Genomic DNA, 17173 nt, shown 5'->3' on the forward strand with positions numbered 1-17173 from the left:
CGGCAGGCCACGCGCCGCCGAGTTCAAATGTTCTCATCTTATTTTTTATCTATTTCCCTTTCAAGCTCTTTCAAAAGTTGCTCTTCGGACGGGAGGTATAACTCGTATTTGCTGGCAATGATGTGCCGGTTATCTTCCGGTAGGGAAAACTTTACGACCGAGTTATTCTTATCCGCACATAACAATATGCCTATCGTCGGATTTTCGTGCGGCATCTTTTCCATCCGATCGTAGTAGTTCACGTACATCTGCAACTGGCCGATATCCTGATGCGTCAATTTCCCGGTTTTGATCTCCACGATGACAAAACATTGGAGGAGACGGTTGTAAAGTACCAGGTCGACAAAGAAATCGTCGCCATCCAGGTGGATACGTTTTTGCCTGGCGATGAAGGCGAACCCGTTGCCAAGCTCCAGAAGAAAATCCTGTAGATGGGTAATCAGGGCGCTCTCCAGATCACGTTCATAGTAGGAAGATTCCCGTTTCAAACCCAGGAATTCCAGCACCATCGGATCCTTTATAATTTCCTTAGCATCAGACGGGTTCTTTTCTTTCCGGGCTACAGCAAGCACACTTTCTTTGTCATTGCTCAACAGCAGTCGTTCATATAAATGGCTGTCTACCTGTCGCTCTAATTGTCGCGCCGACCAGTTGTTTTTTTCCGTTTCAGCTATGTAAAAGCTCCTTTGGTCTTCGGATTCAAGGCTGATTAATTTCCTGTAATGGGTCCAGGTCAATTGTGAACGCAGTGCGTGCACAATTGGGAATGTGCGGTAAAATTGCCGGAACAAGTTGAGGTTCCTCGTTGAAAACCCCGATCCGAACTCAGGTTGAAGTGCTGAGGACAGGAATTTGATCAGCTGATCACCGTAAGTTGCGCGGTCTTTACCTCCCTGCTCTTCTTCGAAGATCCGCTGTCCAAGGTTCCAGTACATCACAACACGTTCCTGATCTACCGCTTGTACCGCCCTCTGGCGTGAGGAAGCTATGATAGACTTGATATCCTCTATAATTTTGTTGTCGAACTGCATAACTATTCGCTTTAAAAGTCCTTACTCAATTAGTATAGTTCAGGCCAACCTTCGCTTTAGGGCAGCCATGTCTTCACTGATCTTCTTTTCCAATACCTTTGCATAAATCTGTGTGGTCGCTATTTTAGTGTGCCCAAGCATTTTACTGACGGTTTCAATAGGAACGCCGTTAGAAAGCGTGACGGTCGTAGCGAACGTGTGCCTGGCCAGATGAAAGGTGACGTTCTTTTTTATCCCACACAGGTCGGCGATTTCTTTCAGGTAGCTATTCACTTTCTGGTTAGAGATCACAGGGAAAATACTATTGTTCGCCAATGAACGCACATGTCCTTTATACTTTTTTAATATCCGTATCGCCTCTGGGAGTATAGGGGTATTGACCGGGATATCGGTCTTTTGCCGGCAGGTACGAATCCAAAGTTCACCGTCCGACGCCTCTACGATATTATCCGGTGTTAAATTGATGACATCGACATAGGTCAAGCCAGTATAGCAGCAGAACACAAATAGATCCCGGACCATATCAATACGTTCGATCAAAAATTCTTTCTCTGTTATCACGGCAAGCTCTCGTTCAGAAAGATGCTCACGGTTAACCTTCAGGATTTTCAACCGGTAATTAGTAAAAGGATCTTTAGTCATCCATTCCAGTCTGATAGCCATATGAACCATCTTCTTTAGCCGGATGATATGCTTCATCACACCGTTATTATTCAGCGGCTTTTGATGATCCTTTGGCTTGTGGTTACGCAGGTATGTCTCAAAGTCCTGGATGAACTTGTAGTTGAGTTCATGGAGATAGATATCGGTGGATTTGTGCTGAGCCTGAAGGAATTTCACTAAATACCGCTGCGTAACGTAATAGTGTTTTAAGGTGCTCCATTTCAGCGTACTCGTCGCACTGTGATTGTGATATTCAACCAATTCGCTCAGGCTATGCGCCTCCTCGGACGTTCCAAGAAACCCATCCTTCACCATATCCGCAGACACCATCTTTCCCTTAAGGACGAGATTTTGATAACAGTTGCCTAATGCGAGGCGAACCTCTTCCAGATAACTGTTTAAGGATTTAATTTCTCCACGAACTCCCTTTGCATGACCCCGTGCTGCATCCCAACTGGAAAGTTCAACTGTTTTCTTCAAGGCCATGGAGATCCGCTGACCATTCACGGTAATCCTCGCATAAATCGGGGCTTTCCCATCTTTCACTTTATCTGCTCTGACTGTAAAGTGCACTCCAAACGACTGTGATGTTTTCATAAAATTCAATTTTTCAGGTTTTCAAATTCTTTTGTTCCATCCTGATTGACAGCGTTTTCCCTGAAAGTATTTGGCGTAATTATCTGTATATTAGATCATTAAACCACTTTTTGGTACCTCAAAGGTAAAAACCGAAAACAGGTATCCGAATAGGTACCGAGAACCTTGAATTTCTTTGTAGTTGTTTGAAAGGGAATTAAATAAAAAACCCTGTAAATCAAGTAGTTTACAGGGTTTCGTACGACTTTGAATTCGTACTAGGTGCGCCCACCTGGGCTCGAACCAGGGACCAAAAGATTATGAGTCTTCTACTCTAACCAACTGAGCTATGGGCGCCTTTGCCCGGCGTGGCTGAAGCAAAGCCGGGTTGTTGATTAAGGCTGCAATTTTACACAAATCCCCCGTAATTCTAAAATAGAATTTGCAAAAGTTTGAATTCGTTCCAGGGAGGGGCCATATAGCCTAGTGACAATCGAAATGTCGTTCTTGTGTCAGAATTCACAACAGGGAAACAGCCGTTGAAAATCTTCACCTTCTCTTCATCTTGCCTTCCTACCTTTATATTAAACTAAAAAATAAACTATGAAAAAGTTAATTCTTTCAGCTGCAATCGCATTATTTACAGTAACTGCTTTTGCACAAACGAACAATGGCAAGAATAAAAACAAGCAGCACGAGCCTATGGAACAGAATTCCGACCGTGAGGCGAAAGATAAAACCAGGAAAGATAAGTCTGATAAAGACGATGCTGATCACAGTGTATATGACGTAAATCAGGACGGGGTTTTTTCTCCGGAGGAAAAGGAAGCCCGCAAAGCTGATAAAATGGCGCGCAAAGAAGCCCGTAAAGCTGAGCGCGACATGGACCGTAATGACGACGGCTTGCTGAACGGATCAACCGGGAAGGATAACCATGGCGGCAATGTAAGCGGTACCACGAGAGGTACTGATCTTCAGGGAAGGGAGAAAGGTGAGGCAGTGAGCGGAGTGGCCCGCACAAATGGAAGAGGCGGTGACAGGATCCAGCGCGGTGGTTACACAGGCAATCCTGGTAAAGCTGCCAGACCAGCCGGGTCCGGCAAACCTACTGCCGTTGGTCGCAAAATGAAATAATGATTGTTTAGGTTGATAGTGAAGGCCGCCCCCTAGTCAGGGGCGGCTTTTTTATTGTTAAATTATTGGTAACTTATAGGATCAAACCTTCTCATGAAGAAGCAATTACCATGGTGTGCTACCTATGTGTCACTCATGATACCCTGACAAACCGGGGGCAAGCTTACGAGGCGAGCCAGGTGAAGATTCAGCTAATTTCTGCCGAAGCCTGGATCTTATTTAAGCAAGGTAAAATCGAGCAGAGATTAATAAATATCTCCACTCAAAAGGCATCAGACCGGCCTGAGATCTCAAAAGCAATCGCTGCTCTGAATTGATATAAATAACAATCCTTATGGGATTGACAGAGCTGGCACATGCTGGTTCAAATCCATAACTTAGCGCCTCTGCAGTGATATAAGCACAGTTATACTAAGATATAGAATGAACCTAAAGGAAATTAAAAACATCATCTTCGACTACGGCAATGTGATCTTCATGATCGACTTTAAACGCACTCAGCACAGCTTTACTGAACTTGGAATAAAAAACGTCGAACGTTTTTTCGCGCATACGGGTCACGACCCACTTTTTGACAAATTCGAACAAGGGCTTATTTCCTCTGCGGAATTCAGAGACGGCATTCGCCGGATCACCGAAAAACCTGACCTGACTGATGAGCAGATCGACCGGGCCTGGAATACGCTGTTAATCGGTATAACTCCCGGGAATCACGATCTTTTACTTTCAGCAAAGAAGAAATACCGTACTTTTTTACTCAGCAACAACAACGAGATCCATTATAAATGGATTATGGAATACCTCAAGAACGAATTTCACCTGCCTTCAAATGAGGTTTTCTTTGAGAAGGACTATTACTCGCATCTCATGAAAATGCGTAAACCAAATGCTGACATATTTCAGTTCGTTCTGGATGCCCATGATCTTAAACCGGCAGAAACCTTGTTTATTGACGACAGTCCGCAGCATATCCGGACGGCCGCAAGCCTGGGACTGAACACGCATTTATTAACTGCTGACGAGACATTGGAGGAGTATATGTATTCGTCAGGGCTTTTAAGCAGGGAGTAATGCAAAGGATAAGAAGCAGGAAGCATGGACGCGGGAGGCAAGAACCAAGCTCCGTCGACTATTACACGGGCAACAAGGGTCAATATACCCCGCCGGAGCGGGCGGACTGAGGATAGAGAATTGTTCTTTTGGGATCTAAAACATTTCTCCAACGAGTCCTGTTATCCAGGTATTATGGCAAATCCAATAGAACAACCGACACTTGTGGGAACCTTAAATAAGTTGAAAGCCGAGGGTTATACCCATGATTTCAACATCCACAATAACGAACTTAAAAGTGGTGATATCACCTTAAGCCCGAAAGAATTCGAGATAGTAAAAGTATACCGCTTTGAAGGTGCCAGCGACCCTGACGATAACTCAATCTTGTATGCCATCAGGGCACTGCATCACGATGTAAAGGGGACACTCATCAATGCTTACGGCACTTATGCAGACGAGAATGCGGATGACCTGTTAAGAAAGCTCGATACTCCGGTACCGGAGTAGGTATCGGGTATGAGGATTCGAATTTAAATTTTGAATTGCGCTGCAATTTTACGGGCGTGGTATAGAGGTCCCCCGCTTTCGCGGGGATCTTCGCCTCTGTTCCTTCACAATAAGCTTCAACTCGCGCCCCATTTGCCCGGCGACTGAAGTATTCTCTTCCGCCCGGCGGAACAAATAGGGCATAACTGCTTTCACAGGGCCGTAAGGCACGTATTTTGCGACGTTGTACCCGGAGGCGGCGAGGTTAAAGCTCAAATTATCGCTCATGCCTAACAGCTGAGAGAAATAAACGTGATCGTGATCATGCTTGATCTTCTTTTTATCCAGAAGCTCAGCAAGTAAGCGGCAGCTCTCTTCATTATGAGTGCCCGCTACGAAAGCAAGGGTATTGAGATGGCTTACGCAGAATCTCAGGGCGTCATTATAATCCTGGTCCGTTTCTTCTTTCGTAGCGTTTATGGGAGATGGATAAGCCATTTCAATTGCTCTCTTCCTCTCCTTTTCCATGTATGCCCCGCGAACTAATTTTGCTCCTAAAATAAACCCTTCGGTAAAAGCCAGCTTGGTGTCTTCCTTGAGACATTCCAGTACGTTACTGCGGTATAGCTGGTAGGTATTGTAAACGATTGGTTGATTCTGGTTATACCGCCGCATCATTTCCAGTGCCAGCTCATCGATACTATCCTGGATCCAGGTTTCTTCCGCATCGATCATCACTCTTACACTTTTTTCATGGGCCAGGGAACATATCCTGTTTATCCGGTTTGAAACTCTCCCGAACTCAGCTTTCTCAGCTTCATTAAGTGCTCCCCTGGCATCCCGTTTCGCTATAAGGTCGAACCTGCCCAGGCCTGTAACTTTAAATACGGTAAGCGGAATACGGGCATCGCCGTCGGCACGGTTTATAGTATTTACGATCTCTTCGCAGGTAGCCTCAAAAGCCTTTTCATCGTCTTCCCCTTCCACAGAATAATCCAGGATCGAACCTACCCTTCCCTTATGCAGCTGACTAATGGTCGCTTCACATTCTTCAATGGTTTCACCGCCGCAAAAATGCTTGAATATGGTAGCTTTAATCAGGGGCTTTATTGGTAAATGGATGAACATCGCAAACCTCGTCAGCGGCGGACCGATCGTGGTAAGCAGCCTCACGCTGATGATCTTAAACAGCCAATAGGCACGCCGCAGATCGGAATTTGATTTCCCTCTGAAGGCAATTTCTGTATTATCGAAGTCGGGCGACCCGTTGGATGGTCTTAATTGGTTAGCATCAGGATTGTGCATTGGACAAAGATAGCAATGGAAGCGAGAAACGAGAAACGAGATGCGAAAGACGAGAAGCAAGAGATGGGATTTGAGGCGGGAACAAAGATTAAAGAGCAAAGACGTCTACAAGACGTCAAAACTGGCCGTACGATAGTTCTTCTTTTCCATCCAGCCTCGTTCGATTGGTATTTATGCAGTCTTTGTTCTTTGTTCCTTATTCTTTACTCCTATTTCCTAACTTTGCCCCCATGCTTGATTTCAAATTAGAGGGAGAATTTATCCAGCTTATCCAACTGCTCAAGGCAACAAACCTTGTCGCAAGCGGCGGCGAAGCCCAGATGGTTGTTTTAGATGGATTGGTGAAATGTAACGGTGAGGTGGATTATCGTAAACGGTTAAAAGTACGTCGCGGGGATATCATTGAATTCAATGGCACAAAAATAAATGTACAATGAAGCCTATCAGCAGTATAAGTTACCCTATCTATTTTCAGGACAGTCTCGGAGAGTTAAACAATTTCATTTCTGAGAACAATTACTCTAAAGTTTTTATACTGGCCGACAGCAATACAGAGATTCACTGCCTGCCCGCAGTCCAGGATGTTTTAAAGGACATTGATTACGACCTGATCGAGGTAACTCCCGGTGAAGAAAATAAAAATATAGACTTCTGTATAGGCATCTGGAGGATGCTTCTTGATTTTGGTGCCGAGCGGAGCAGTCTGATGATAAATCTGGGTGGAGGGGTAATAACCGACATGGGAGGATTTGCTGCGTCTACATTTAAACGGGGAATTGATTTTGTGCAGGTTCCTACTACCTTGCTTTCGCAGGTTGACGCCTCGGTAGGCGGAAAGACGGGCATTGACATGGACAGTGTAAAAAATATCATAGGCACATTCACCCAGCCTAAAGCAGTTTTTATACACACCGGTTTCCTTAGTACCCTTGACGAGCGAGAGATCCGGTCGGGATTCGCAGAGGTAATTAAACATGGCTTAATCTATGACCGTTCGCTCTTCGAAAAAGTAAGAACCGCGGGACCTGAAGGCCTGAATGACGACATTATCTACAGGTCTGTTGAAATAAAGAACGAAGTTGTTAAAGAAGATCCCTTCGAAAAAGGATTGCGCAAGATCCTCAATTTCGGCCATACCATCGGGCACGCGGTTGAAAGCTATTCATTAAGCCATGGTCATTCTCCGCTTTTACACGGAGAAGCTATAGCTATTGGTTTTATATGCGAAGCTTATCTTTCATTTAAGAAAAATGGGCTGAGCCAGGCAGACCTGGATGAAACTGTAGCCGCGATAAGGGCAGTGTACCCTGTGTACAATCTTAAAAAAGAAACCTACCCCGCCCTGCTCGACATCATGAAGAATGATAAGAAGAATAGCGGGGGGAATATCAGTTTTTCTTTATTGAGTGAAATCGGAACGTGTGGGTTTGATGTTTTTTGTACGGAAGAGGAGATATTCGAGAGCCTGGACTATTATAGTTCTAAGTGATACGTTGTACGTTTTACGTCTGGGCGGATAACAGAGCGTTTAGAAACGTACAACGTATAACGTAAAACTTATCACTTTCCCCCGGGCGGATAACAGAGCGTTTAGAAACGTACAACGTATCACGTAAAACTTATCACTTTCCCCGGGCGGATAACAGAGCGTTTAGAAACGTACAACGTATCACGTAAAACTTATCACTTTCCCCCGGGCGGATAACACAGCGTTTAGAAACGTACAACGTATCACGTAGAACGTATAACTCCCCCGGGGCGGCCGCAGTAGCAAATAATATTTTCATTTTTATCTTGACAAAGAGAAATAACTTTGTACATTTGGCACACAGAACAAAAAATGAACATTAACAACACATATTACTTCGCTTATTTTTACTATCCACAGTAAGAGCGGGGAGAATATGCAATAATCTATAAAGAAATTAGCACAAAGTCCCTGCCGCAAGCAGGGACTTTTTTTATGAAATAAAATGCAGAAGAAACGCGTAGCAATTCAGGGTACAAGGGCGTCTTTCCACGAAGAGGCAGCATTCAAGTTTTTCGGTACAGATATCGAAACAGTAGAATGCGACTCATTCAAGAGAACCTGTGATGTTCTTAAACAAAAGCAGGCCGATTATGTCGTTATGGCTATTGAAAACTCAATAGCTGGAAGTTTACTTCCTAATTATACCCTGCTTCGCGAATACAACTTCCCTATTGTCGGCGAAGTTTACCTGCCCATACAATTACATTTACTGGCATTGCCAGGGGTGAAATTCGAGGATATTAAGTACGTAACCTCGCACCCGATCGCGATTCGCCAGTGCAGCGACTTCCTGGACGAGTATCCTCAGCTGAAGGTAATTGAAAGCTCAGATACCGCGGCCTGTGCTAAAAAGATCCGTGAAGAAAACCTGACAGATACCGTGGCCATTGCAAACAGCCTCGCTGCAAAACTGTACGACCTGGAAGTTATGGAAAGGAGGATCGAGTCTAATAAAAAGAATTATACGCGTTTCCTGATCCTGACGGATAAGGCAGTAGAAAATGCTTCATTTAACAAAGCATCCCTGAGCTTTCAGGTTGGTAACTCGGTTGGCTCGCTGGCAGAAGTCCTAAATATACTTTCGGATCATCAGATCAACCTGAGCAAGATCCAGTCGATGCCGGTGCTGGGAAAACGAAATGAATATAATTTCTATGTCGATGTGGAGTGGAAAAGCCAGCCCGATTATGATGCTGCCATCCGCAAGGTTTTGAAGCATACAGTGAACTTTACGATTATGGGCGAGTACGTCAAGAATGATAAAGTTTAAAAGGAACTTAAAATTTACTGCTTATAACTTACTACTTACAACTTATACAAAAATAAAATGAAACTTAATTTAAAACTACAGCCAATTAGTACATGGCTTAATCAAACAAGTGAGCCATTATTAATCGCGGGGCCTTGTAGTGCAGAAACAGAAGATCAATTACTGGCAACAGCACACTTAATTGCGAAAACAGGAAAAGCATCAGTTCTTAGAGCTGGTATATGGAAACCGCGCACCCGTCCGGGAGAGTTTGAAGGTATTGGAAGTATTGGATTAGAATGGTTAAAACGCGCTAAGGCAGAAACCGGATTACCTACAGCCGTTGAAGTTGCCACGGCAAAACATGTTGAAGAAGCGCTGGCTGCTGGCGTGGATATCCTTTGGGTTGGAGCACGTTCTACGGTAAATCCTTTTACTGTTCAGGAAATTGCTGATGCCCTGAAAGGCGTTGACATCCCGGTGATGGTGAAGAACCCGGTAAACCCTGACCTGCAATTATGGATCGGTGCTTTAGAGCGTATTAACAACGCAGGCATCACTAAGCTGGCGGCTATTCATCGCGGCTTCTCATCGTTTGAGAAAACTGCCTTCCGTAACGAGCCGATGTGGGAACTTGCTATCCAGCTTAAAACCCTTTGCCCGGAGCTTCCAATCATTAATGATCCCAGCCACATTTGCGGTAACCGCGAACTGATCCCATACATTTCTCAAAAAGCACTTGATATGGACATGCAGGGATTGATGATCGAATCACACCTTGACCCTTCAGTGGCGTGGACAGATGCGAAACAACAGCTAACTCCTGCTGCCCTGGCTGAATTAATGGACCACCTTACATTGCGTAAACCAGAGATCAGGGATAAAGAATTTACCGATAAACTGGCTTCTCTAAGAGAAAGCATTGATAGAATAGACGACCAGATCATCCAAAAAATTGCTGAACGGATGCAGGTCGTTCAAAAGATCGGCGAATACAAGAGAGATAATGGCGTAACCATTCTTCAGGTTAACCGCTGGGACCAGATCATGCACAAGAGGAGCGCTTTTGCAAGTGCATTAAAGCTTGATCTTAACTTTACAGGAAAATTCCTTGAGCTGATCCATAGCGAATCTATTCGCAAGCAAACTGAGATCATGAACGACAAACCGGTTGTTGAAGAAAAATGAGTTCAGCAAGCGTAAAGATTTCAGCTGCAGAAAAGAAGCCGTCAGGTACGATATACCTGACGGGCTCGAAAAGTGAAAGCAATCGGGCGCTGATCATGCAGGCAATAAGTAAGTCGGCCGTTCACGTGAAGAATGTTTCAGAAGCTGCCGATACGGTTACTTTACTCGGCATCTTACAGGGAAAAGCTCAAAGCTCAAAGCTCAAAGCTCAAAGCTCAGGGCTCCAAGCTCAAAGCTCAGGGCTCCAAGCTCAAAGCCCAAAGCTCATCGACATTGGCCCGGCAGGTACGGCTATGCGCTTCCTGACTGCCTATTATACTTTGCAGGATGGCGAAATTATACTTACCGGTTCTGCCAGGATGAAAGAACGCCCTATCGGGATCCTGGTAGATGCGTTGCGTGAACTTGGCGCTGAGATAGCGTATACTGAAAAGGATGGTTACCCGCCGATCAGGATCAAAGGGCCGCTGAAACAAAAGTCTGGAAGTGTTTCCATAAAAGGGAATATCAGCAGCCAGTATATTTCTTCGCTCCTGCTCGTTGGCCCCTTGCTCGAACAGGGGCTTGAATTGGTGATCGAAGGGGAGCTGACTTCGAAGCCATATGTGGAAATGACCCTGGCTATGTTATCCCAGGCCGGGATAAAATATACATGGAAGGATAATGTTATCAGCATTCCTAATCAACCCTACGCTGATTCAGTGATCAGTGTAGAACCAGACTGGAGCGCCGCATCTTATTGGTATGCGATAGCTGCACTTTCTGAAGAAGCTGAGCTTTTTCTTCCCGGATTGAACGCTTATAGCCTGCAGGGCGACAGCAAGATCACGGAGATCATGGCTAATTTCGGGATCACCTCACAATTTAAGGATGGTGGTGTGTGCCTGAAAAAAGAACCAAAAAAGGTGGAACGCAAGATCTTTGATTTCAAAGAATGCCCGGATCTGGCGCAGACTGTAATTGTGGTTTGTGCTGCTTTAGGGCACGAAGCAACCTTTACCGGCCTTGAAACACTGAAGATCAAGGAAACCGACCGGGTAAATGCCCTCCAGGTAGAACTTGCCAAAATCGGGGTCAAACTTATTGAGAAGAATCAGACTTATAAACTGGATTGTTCAGAAAGGGACCTAAGCAAAAGCATTAAAGTCAACACCTATGATGACCACCGCATGGCGATGGCATTTGCGCCACTGGCCATGGTTTTAACTGAGCTTGAGATTGAAGACCACCGCGTAGTGGACAAGTCATACCCTCATTTCTGGAGCGATCTGGAAAGTATTGGTTATGAAGTAAATACCGTAAATAATTAAATACCCCGACTTCAGGTAGGGGAATGTAGAATTCTTATTTTAATTGACAATCATGGCAGGCAATTCATTCGGGCAATTATTCCGCATCACAACCTTTGGAGAATCACATGGTGAGGCTATCGGTGTAATAATTGACGGCTGCCCTTCAAATCTCGAGATCGACATGGATTTTATCCAGTCGGAATTGGATAAACGCAAACCCGGACAATCGAAAATAACAACCCAGCGGAAAGAAAGCGATACGGTTAAAGTCCTTTCAGGGATCTTTGAAGGCAAAAGCACCGGAACGCCTATTGCTATGGTCATTCCGAATGAAGACCAGCGTTCGAAAGACTACTCTCATATTAAAGATGCGTACCGCCCTTCACATGCAGACTATACCTATGATGCAAAATACGGGCACAGGGATCATCGCGGCGGGGGCAGGTCATCGGCCCGCGAAACCGCGGCGAGGGTTGCTTCGGGTGCAATTGCAAAATTGCTGCTTAAACAGGCGGGTATAGAGATCTTTGCACATGTGTCGTCTGTCGGAACTATCGAATCGCCTAATGTTGACCTGAATTCACTCAGTGAGCTTTTGGAGATCCGGGAAAGTAATATCGTACGTTGTGCTGATCCGGCAACAGCAAATCAAATGATCGACCTGATCGATTCCATAAGAAAAGACGGCGATACTGTAGGCGGGAAAATTTCCTGTGTGATCCGGAATTGCCCCGTAGGATTGGGTGATCCGGTGTTTGATAAGCTTCATGCTGACCTTGGAAAAGCGATGCTAAGTATCAATGCGGTCCATGGTTTTGATTACGGCTCTGGTTTTGACGGTTCGGAAATGCGCGGGTCGGAACATAATGATCTTTTTGTGCCGCCGGGTACAGATGAGAATAACAGGTTTAAAACCCTCACTAATTTCTCAGGCGGAATCCAGGGCGGTATTTCTAATGGCATGGACATCACCTTCAGGGTGGCCTTTAAGCCTGTAGCTACCATTATGCAGAACCAGGAGAGCCTCGACTCAGCCGGTAACGCAGCAAGCGTACAGGGAAAAGGCAGGCACGATCCATGCGTAGTGCCCCGCGCTGTTGCTATCGTAGAATCGATGGCAGCGCTCGTACTGGCAGATCATTATTTAAGGAATAAGGTGGTTCGAGGCCCTTCCCCGATTTAATCGGGGATCTCCTCCAGACGCGGCGCAGCTCGCGTCCTCTATACATTTGGATGTAGCAGAGTTTAAAATCCAGCGTAGCTTTAATTTAGTTTGAAAAGCTAGATTTAGTTTGAAAAGTTAGATTGCAGGCGTAATTTCGAAGTAGACACGGCGGCTTGGGCCGCGTGTCATCCGGAGATCCCCGGCCAAGTCGGGAAAGAGTCTTAATACAACCCCGGAAACTTCTCCGGGTTACTATCATTCATCATCTCATAAATGATTTCAATCACATCGTCTATAGATGGTTTGGTAAAATAATCTCCATCAGAACCATAAGGCGCACGATGAGCTTTAGCCGTCAGCGTACGTGGTTTGCCATCTAAATATTGATAGCCATTCTGCACCTCCAGGATCTGCTGTAAAATAAAAGCTGAAGAGCCTCCCGGAACATCCTCCCCTACAATAAGCAATTTATTGGTTCGGCGTAATGATTCAACGCAAAGCTTATCGAGGTCAAAGGGTAAGAAAGTCTGAGGGTCTACTATTTCAACCGAAATACCCATCTTATCCAGTTCCTCCGCTGCTTCCTGAACCACCCTTAATGTCGAACCATAAGACACCACAGTAATATCAGATCCCTGCCTGAGAATTTCAGCTTTGCCCAGTTGAACAGTAAATTCACCGACATTCGACGGCAACCTTTCTTTAAGGCGGTAACCATTAAGGCATTCTATTACTAAAGCCGGCTCATCGCCTCTTAATAATGTATTATACATACCTGCCGCCTGGGTCATATTCCGCGGCACACATATATGTATTCCCCGGAGGGCATTAATTATAACACCCATCGGAGATCCTGAATGCCAGATACCCTCCAGGCGGTGCCCTCTTGTACGGACGATAAGCGGTGCCTTTTGCCGGCCTTTTGTCCGGTAGCTAAGCGTAGCCAGGTCATCACTCAATATATTTAATGCATAAAGCAGGTAGTCCAGGTATTGGATCTCAGCAATGGGGCGCAAGCCACGCATCGCCAGGCCTATCCCCTGACCCACAATGGTCATTTCACGGATACCGGTGTCTGAAATGCGCATTTTACCAAACTTAGCCTGCAAACCTGCGAAGCCCTGGTTTACATCACCAATGGCTCCAACGTCCTCGCCAAACGCTACCACCCGTGCATCACGGCTAAAATTAGCTTCGAAGCAGGCATTTAATATCTCACGTCCGTCTACAGACCTGGCACCCTCGTTATATTCAGGCGCAACAGCAGCGATATTTGACGGCGACTCGGCGGTACCTGTAAAAAGCTTGGAATTATACCTCTCAAAATTACTCTCATGCTGCTCTTTATACCAGGCTAAAAGCTTCTCCTTAGCTTCTGATCTTTCGCTCCTTAAGGTGCGTGCCGCATTCCGCACCAGCCCGATCACGTCCTTACGGGATAGATCTGAACTGCTCAATAATGCTTCTGCATCGGCTATAAGGCTCTCGTTTCCGGTCTCCGCAATTAACTTCGCAGCTACCTTAAGCTCGGTTTTCATAACAGCATTAAAATCTGCCCATGCGGCTTTCTGACAATCCCTGATATAGGATTTTGCCGTATTTTCAAGCTCTGTTAACTCTTCATCAGAAGCAACAGCAGATTCAATCATCCACTTTCGCATCTGAAGCATGCAATCGTATTCATTTTCCCAGTCGATCCGGGCCTTATCTTTATAACGTTCATGAGAACCCGAGGTAGAGTGGCCTTGCGGCTGCGTCATTTCGGTTACATGAATCATCACCGGAATATGCTGTTCACGGCAAATTCGAATCGCTTTCTCATACGTCTCGCAGAGGCCCGGATAATCCCACCCCCTGACTTTGAAAATCTCGTAGCCTTCACCCGCTTCATCCCGTTGAAATCCTTTTAATATTTCTGATATATCCTGCTTTGTGGTCTGATACTCAGCCGGTACCGAAATTCCATAGGCATCATCCCAAATGGAAATGGCCATTGGTATCTGCAATACGCCAGCGGCGTTTATGGCTTCGAAAAATATCCCTTCAGATGTGGATGCATTGCCGATAGTGCCAAAAGCAACTTCATTGCCGTCAAGGGAAAACTTATGAAGATCTTTTAATGCCTTGTTATTCCGGTACATCTTGGATGCCAGGGCCAGACCCACCAAACGTCCCATCTGTCCGCCTGTAGGCGATATGTCGGCTGATGAATTTTTACTTGCAGTAAGGTCAACCCAATCACCTTCTTCGTCTAGTGTACGTGTTGCAAAGTGACAATTCATTTGCCTGCCGCCCGATGCAGGATCGGCATCAGGATCAGTATTAGCATATAGCTGGGCAAAGAATTGAGGCATGGTGAGCATCCCCGCAGCGAACATGAAGGTCTGATCCCGGTAATAGCCTGAACGCCAGTCGCCCGCTTTAAACACCTTTGCCATAGCTAGCTGGGCTATTTCCTTCCCGTCACCGAAGATGCCAAATTTGGCCTTCCCGGTAAGAACTTCCTTGCGTCCTAAAAGACTTGCCTGGCGACTTTCATAAGCAATTTTGTAATCGTTTATAATAATGCTTCTGAAATCGTCAAAGCTTAATTCTTCCTGATCCGGGAAATTGTTCTCTATCACCTGGGTTCCTTTCATAGCCTAGCTTGTGGCTCAAAAATAACAAAAGAGTGCAGGAAAAGATAATCGGTGCGCAAAATATTAGTTTGAAATCTACGAGTTATGCCAAATTTTAAATTATTGCCAAACCTAAACAAGTGATATTCCGCTTGTTGGAATGATTTTTGAAATATGTAAATTAGTTTATATTTGTTTTAAACCAAATCATGATATGAAACATTTTATGAAATTATGTGCAGTAATCATTGCCTTTATTGGTTTTACTGCCATGCAGGACGATACAAAAGCAGATTTTAAGTTTGAGAAAGAAACGCACGACTTTGGGAAGATAGCCCAGGGGAAACCAGTGAGCATAGATTTTGTCTTCACAAATGTGGGCGAAGAGCCGCTTATAATTTCAAATGTGGAGTCAACCTGCGGCTGTACTGTACCTAAATATACAACGGCACCAGTCCCGAAAGGGGGAAAAGGTACCATCACGGTAACCTTTAACGCAGCCGCTGTACAACCCGGCTTCACAAAGGCCGTCACAATTAAATCGAACGCCCGGACACCTGTTAAGGTGCTTTATATTAAAGGGGAAGTTGTGGCTTCCAGCACCCGGTAAGGATCAAAATATTTATGTGCAAACCTCTCCCTAAGCGGAGAGGTTTTTTTATTTTTGCGCCATGCCGCAAATATCAAATAAAGGCAGGCAGATGCCAGCCTCCCCTATCCGTAAGCTTACGCCGTTTGCCGATAAAGCAAAACGCGATGGCAAGAAAGTATTTCACTTAAATATCGGCCAGCCGGATATCGAAACCCCTGAGGGTATGCTGAATGCAATCAAGGATATCGACTTTAAGGTATGGGCGTATACGCCGTCGGAAGGCACCCTGGTTTACCGGACTAAGCTTACTGAATACTACAATAAACTAAACTATAATATTGATCCGTCACAAATATTGGTAACCGTTGGCGGGTCTGAAGCCATTACGATAGCCATGCAGGCATGTGTGAATGAAGGGGACGAGATCATTATACCCGAACCGTTCTATGCAAACTACAATGGATTTGCATGCATGAGTAATGTAGTAGTAAAACCTATACTCTCTTTTATTGAGAATGGCTTTGCACTACCTGCAATCAGTGAATTTGAAAAGCTGATCACCCCTAAGACCAAAGCGATCATTATTTGTAATCCAAATAACCCGACCGGGTACTTATACTCGAGGGAAGAGCTTGAAGCGCTGAAAGTATTGTGTTTGAAATACAACCTCTTCCTGTTCTCTGATGAGGCTTATCGCGAATTTTGTTATGATGGCAGAGAATTCATCTCGCCAATGCACCTCGAAGGACTTGAAGAACATGTAGTCGTATTGGATACAGTTTCAAAAAGATACAGCGCCTGTGGCGCGCGTCTGGGATGCTTAATCACCAAAAACAAAGAAGTTATCGCTGCAGGTTTAAAATTCGCACAGGCCAGGTTAAGCCCGGGAATGGTGGAACAAATTGCTGCAGCAGCCGCGGTTGATACGCCTGACAGCTATTTCGAAAAGGTGAACAAGGAGTATACCCTGCGCCGGGATACCCTGGTAAAACGATTGAATAATATCGCGGGAGTATTCTGTCCTAACCCGGGTGGTGCCTTCTATGTGGTGGCGAAGTTCCCGATCGACAATGCTGATAAATTCTGCCAATGGATGCTGGAAGAGTTCGAGTATGACAATCAGACAGTAATGATGGCTCCTGCGACAGGATTTTATAGTTCTGCCGGTACCGGAACGAATGAAGTACGATTGGCATACGTTTTGAATATTGAAGATCTGGAGTCGGCAATGACATGCCTGGAGAAAGCTTTACAGGTTTATCCCGGGCGGTCAAACTGATTCCAACAGGG

General features: G+C 45.2%; 16 protein-coding genes and 1 tRNA gene. 12 read left to right on the plus strand and 5 right to left on the minus strand.

Annotation, left to right across the window (positions count from 1 at the left end; all coding sequences use genetic code 11):
• Positions 1–38: 38 nt before the first annotated feature.
• The 3 genes from P2W76_RS11645 to P2W76_RS11655 form a co-directional block, all read right to left on the minus strand.
• Complete coding sequence (locus P2W76_RS11645; RefSeq protein ID WP_276347999.1) at positions 39–1031, minus strand: PDDEXK nuclease domain-containing protein; 993 nt, start codon at positions 1029–1031, stop codon at positions 39–41.
• 39 nt (positions 1032–1070) lie between these two features.
• Positions 1071–2291: a site-specific integrase gene (locus P2W76_RS11650; RefSeq protein ID WP_276348000.1), complete on the minus strand. Its 1221-nt coding sequence runs from the start codon at positions 2289–2291 to the stop codon at positions 1071–1073.
• Positions 2292–2553: 262 nt separating this feature from the next.
• Positions 2554–2627 (minus strand) — tRNA-Ile (locus P2W76_RS11655).
• Positions 2628–2873: 246 nt separating this feature from the next.
• On the opposite strand from P2W76_RS11655, the gene P2W76_RS11660 reads away from it, so the two are divergent.
• The 4 genes from P2W76_RS11660 to P2W76_RS11675 all read left to right on the plus strand — a co-directional run bounded on the left by P2W76_RS11660 (position 2874) and on the right by P2W76_RS11675 (position 4964).
• Positions 2874–3404 carry a hypothetical protein gene (locus P2W76_RS11660; RefSeq protein ID WP_276348001.1) on the plus strand — a complete coding sequence of 177 codons (531 nt, stop codon included), beginning with the start codon at positions 2874–2876 and terminating at the stop codon, positions 3402–3404.
• 65 nt (positions 3405–3469) lie between these two features.
• A complete protein-coding gene (locus P2W76_RS11665; protein ID WP_276348002.1) occupies positions 3470–3721 on the plus strand; it encodes a hypothetical protein in 252 nt (83 codons plus the stop codon).
• A 106-nt stretch (positions 3722–3827) separates the two neighbouring features.
• Positions 3828–4475: an HAD family phosphatase gene (locus P2W76_RS11670; RefSeq protein ID WP_276348003.1), complete on the plus strand. Its 648-nt coding sequence runs from the start codon at positions 3828–3830 to the stop codon at positions 4473–4475.
• 174 nt (positions 4476–4649) lie between these two features.
• Positions 4650–4964 carry a phosphoribosylpyrophosphate synthetase gene (locus P2W76_RS11675; RefSeq protein WP_276348004.1) on the plus strand — a complete coding sequence of 105 codons (315 nt, stop codon included), beginning with the start codon at positions 4650–4652 and terminating at the stop codon, positions 4962–4964.
• Between the two features lie 48 nt (positions 4965–5012).
• On the opposite strand, the gene P2W76_RS11680 is transcribed toward P2W76_RS11675, so the two are convergent.
• On the minus strand, positions 5013–6248 hold the full coding sequence (locus tag P2W76_RS11680; protein WP_276348005.1) for a proline dehydrogenase family protein: 1236 nt from the start codon (positions 6246–6248) through the stop codon (positions 5013–5015).
• 230 nt (positions 6249–6478) lie between these two features.
• Between P2W76_RS11680 and P2W76_RS11685 the strand changes: the two genes are divergently transcribed.
• The 6 genes from P2W76_RS11685 to aroC all read left to right on the plus strand — a co-directional run bounded on the left by P2W76_RS11685 (position 6479) and on the right by aroC (position 12691).
• On the plus strand, positions 6479–6685 hold the full coding sequence (locus P2W76_RS11685; RefSeq protein WP_276348006.1) for an RNA-binding S4 domain-containing protein: 207 nt from the start codon (positions 6479–6481) through the stop codon (positions 6683–6685).
• Positions 6682–7737: a 3-dehydroquinate synthase gene (gene aroB / locus P2W76_RS11690; RefSeq protein ID WP_276348007.1), complete on the plus strand. Its 1056-nt coding sequence runs from the start codon at positions 6682–6684 to the stop codon at positions 7735–7737. The genes P2W76_RS11685 and aroB overlap by 4 nt, the downstream gene beginning before the upstream one ends.
• A gap of 484 nt (positions 7738–8221) precedes the next feature.
• Positions 8222–9049, plus strand: coding sequence for a prephenate dehydratase (locus P2W76_RS11695; protein ID WP_276348008.1), 828 nt, complete (start codon positions 8222–8224; stop codon positions 9047–9049).
• Positions 9050–9106: 57 nt separating this feature from the next.
• Positions 9107–10216 (plus strand): chorismate mutase, encoded by a 1110-nt coding sequence (locus P2W76_RS11700; RefSeq protein WP_276348009.1) that lies wholly within the window; start codon positions 9107–9109, stop codon positions 10214–10216.
• Complete coding sequence (gene aroA, locus P2W76_RS11705) at positions 10213–11526, plus strand: 3-phosphoshikimate 1-carboxyvinyltransferase (protein WP_276348010.1); 1314 nt, start codon at positions 10213–10215, stop codon at positions 11524–11526. The genes P2W76_RS11700 and aroA overlap by 4 nt, the downstream gene beginning before the upstream one ends.
• A 52-nt stretch (positions 11527–11578) precedes the next feature.
• Positions 11579–12691: a chorismate synthase gene (aroC, locus tag P2W76_RS11710; protein ID WP_276348011.1), complete on the plus strand. Its 1113-nt coding sequence runs from the start codon at positions 11579–11581 to the stop codon at positions 12689–12691.
• Between the two features lie 203 nt (positions 12692–12894).
• On the opposite strand, the gene P2W76_RS11715 is transcribed toward aroC, so the two are convergent.
• Positions 12895–15312, minus strand: coding sequence for an alpha-ketoacid dehydrogenase subunit alpha/beta (locus P2W76_RS11715; RefSeq protein ID WP_276348012.1), 2418 nt, complete (start codon positions 15310–15312; stop codon positions 12895–12897).
• A gap of 193 nt (positions 15313–15505) precedes the next feature.
• Here P2W76_RS11715 and P2W76_RS11720 point away from each other — a divergent pair, with 193 nt between their 5' ends.
• Positions 15506–15901 carry a DUF1573 domain-containing protein gene (locus P2W76_RS11720; protein WP_276348013.1) on the plus strand — a complete coding sequence of 132 codons (396 nt, stop codon included), beginning with the start codon at positions 15506–15508 and terminating at the stop codon, positions 15899–15901.
• A 61-nt stretch (positions 15902–15962) separates the two neighbouring features.
• Positions 15963–17162, plus strand: a complete 1200-nt coding sequence (locus P2W76_RS11725) for a pyridoxal phosphate-dependent aminotransferase (RefSeq protein WP_276348014.1) — start codon at positions 15963–15965, stop codon at positions 17160–17162.
• Positions 17163–17173: the final 11 nt, after the last annotated feature.

It is taken from the genome of Daejeonella sp. JGW-45, assembly GCF_029360805.1.
Taxonomy (GTDB): Bacteria; Bacteroidota; Bacteroidia; order Sphingobacteriales; family Sphingobacteriaceae; genus Daejeonella.

Excerpts from the sequence above, each read along its gene's own strand:
- P2W76_RS11700 (WP_276348009.1), top strand. The coding sequence starts at position 9,107 with ATGAAACTTAATTTAAAACTACAGCCAATTAGTACATGGCTTAATCAA.
- P2W76_RS11645 (WP_276347999.1), bottom strand. The coding sequence starts at position 1,031 with ATGCAGTTCGACAACAAAATTATAGAGGATATCAAGTCTATCATAGCT.
- P2W76_RS11685 (WP_276348006.1), top strand. The coding sequence starts at position 6,479 with ATGCTTGATTTCAAATTAGAGGGAGAATTTATCCAGCTTATCCAACTG.
- P2W76_RS11660 (WP_276348001.1), top strand. The coding sequence starts at position 2,874 with ATGAAAAAGTTAATTCTTTCAGCTGCAATCGCATTATTTACAGTAACT.
- P2W76_RS11680 (WP_276348005.1), bottom strand. The coding sequence starts at position 6,248 with ATGCACAATCCTGATGCTAACCAATTAAGACCATCCAACGGGTCGCCC.
- P2W76_RS11715 (WP_276348012.1), bottom strand. The coding sequence starts at position 15,312 with ATGAAAGGAACCCAGGTGATAGAGAACAATTTCCCGGATCAGGAAGAA.
- P2W76_RS11670 (WP_276348003.1), top strand. The coding sequence starts at position 3,828 with ATGAACCTAAAGGAAATTAAAAACATCATCTTCGACTACGGCAATGTG.
- aroA (WP_276348010.1), top strand. The coding sequence starts at position 10,213 with ATGAGTTCAGCAAGCGTAAAGATTTCAGCTGCAGAAAAGAAGCCGTCA.
- P2W76_RS11695 (WP_276348008.1), top strand. The coding sequence starts at position 8,222 with ATGCAGAAGAAACGCGTAGCAATTCAGGGTACAAGGGCGTCTTTCCAC.
- aroC (WP_276348011.1), top strand. The coding sequence starts at position 11,579 with ATGGCAGGCAATTCATTCGGGCAATTATTCCGCATCACAACCTTTGGA.
- P2W76_RS11650 (WP_276348000.1), bottom strand. The coding sequence starts at position 2,291 with ATGAAAACATCACAGTCGTTTGGAGTGCACTTTACAGTCAGAGCAGAT.
- P2W76_RS11675 (WP_276348004.1), top strand. The coding sequence starts at position 4,650 with ATGGCAAATCCAATAGAACAACCGACACTTGTGGGAACCTTAAATAAG.
- aroB (WP_276348007.1), top strand. The coding sequence starts at position 6,682 with ATGAAGCCTATCAGCAGTATAAGTTACCCTATCTATTTTCAGGACAGT.
- P2W76_RS11720 (WP_276348013.1), top strand. The coding sequence starts at position 15,506 with ATGAAACATTTTATGAAATTATGTGCAGTAATCATTGCCTTTATTGGT.
- P2W76_RS11725 (WP_276348014.1), top strand. The coding sequence starts at position 15,963 with ATGCCGCAAATATCAAATAAAGGCAGGCAGATGCCAGCCTCCCCTATC.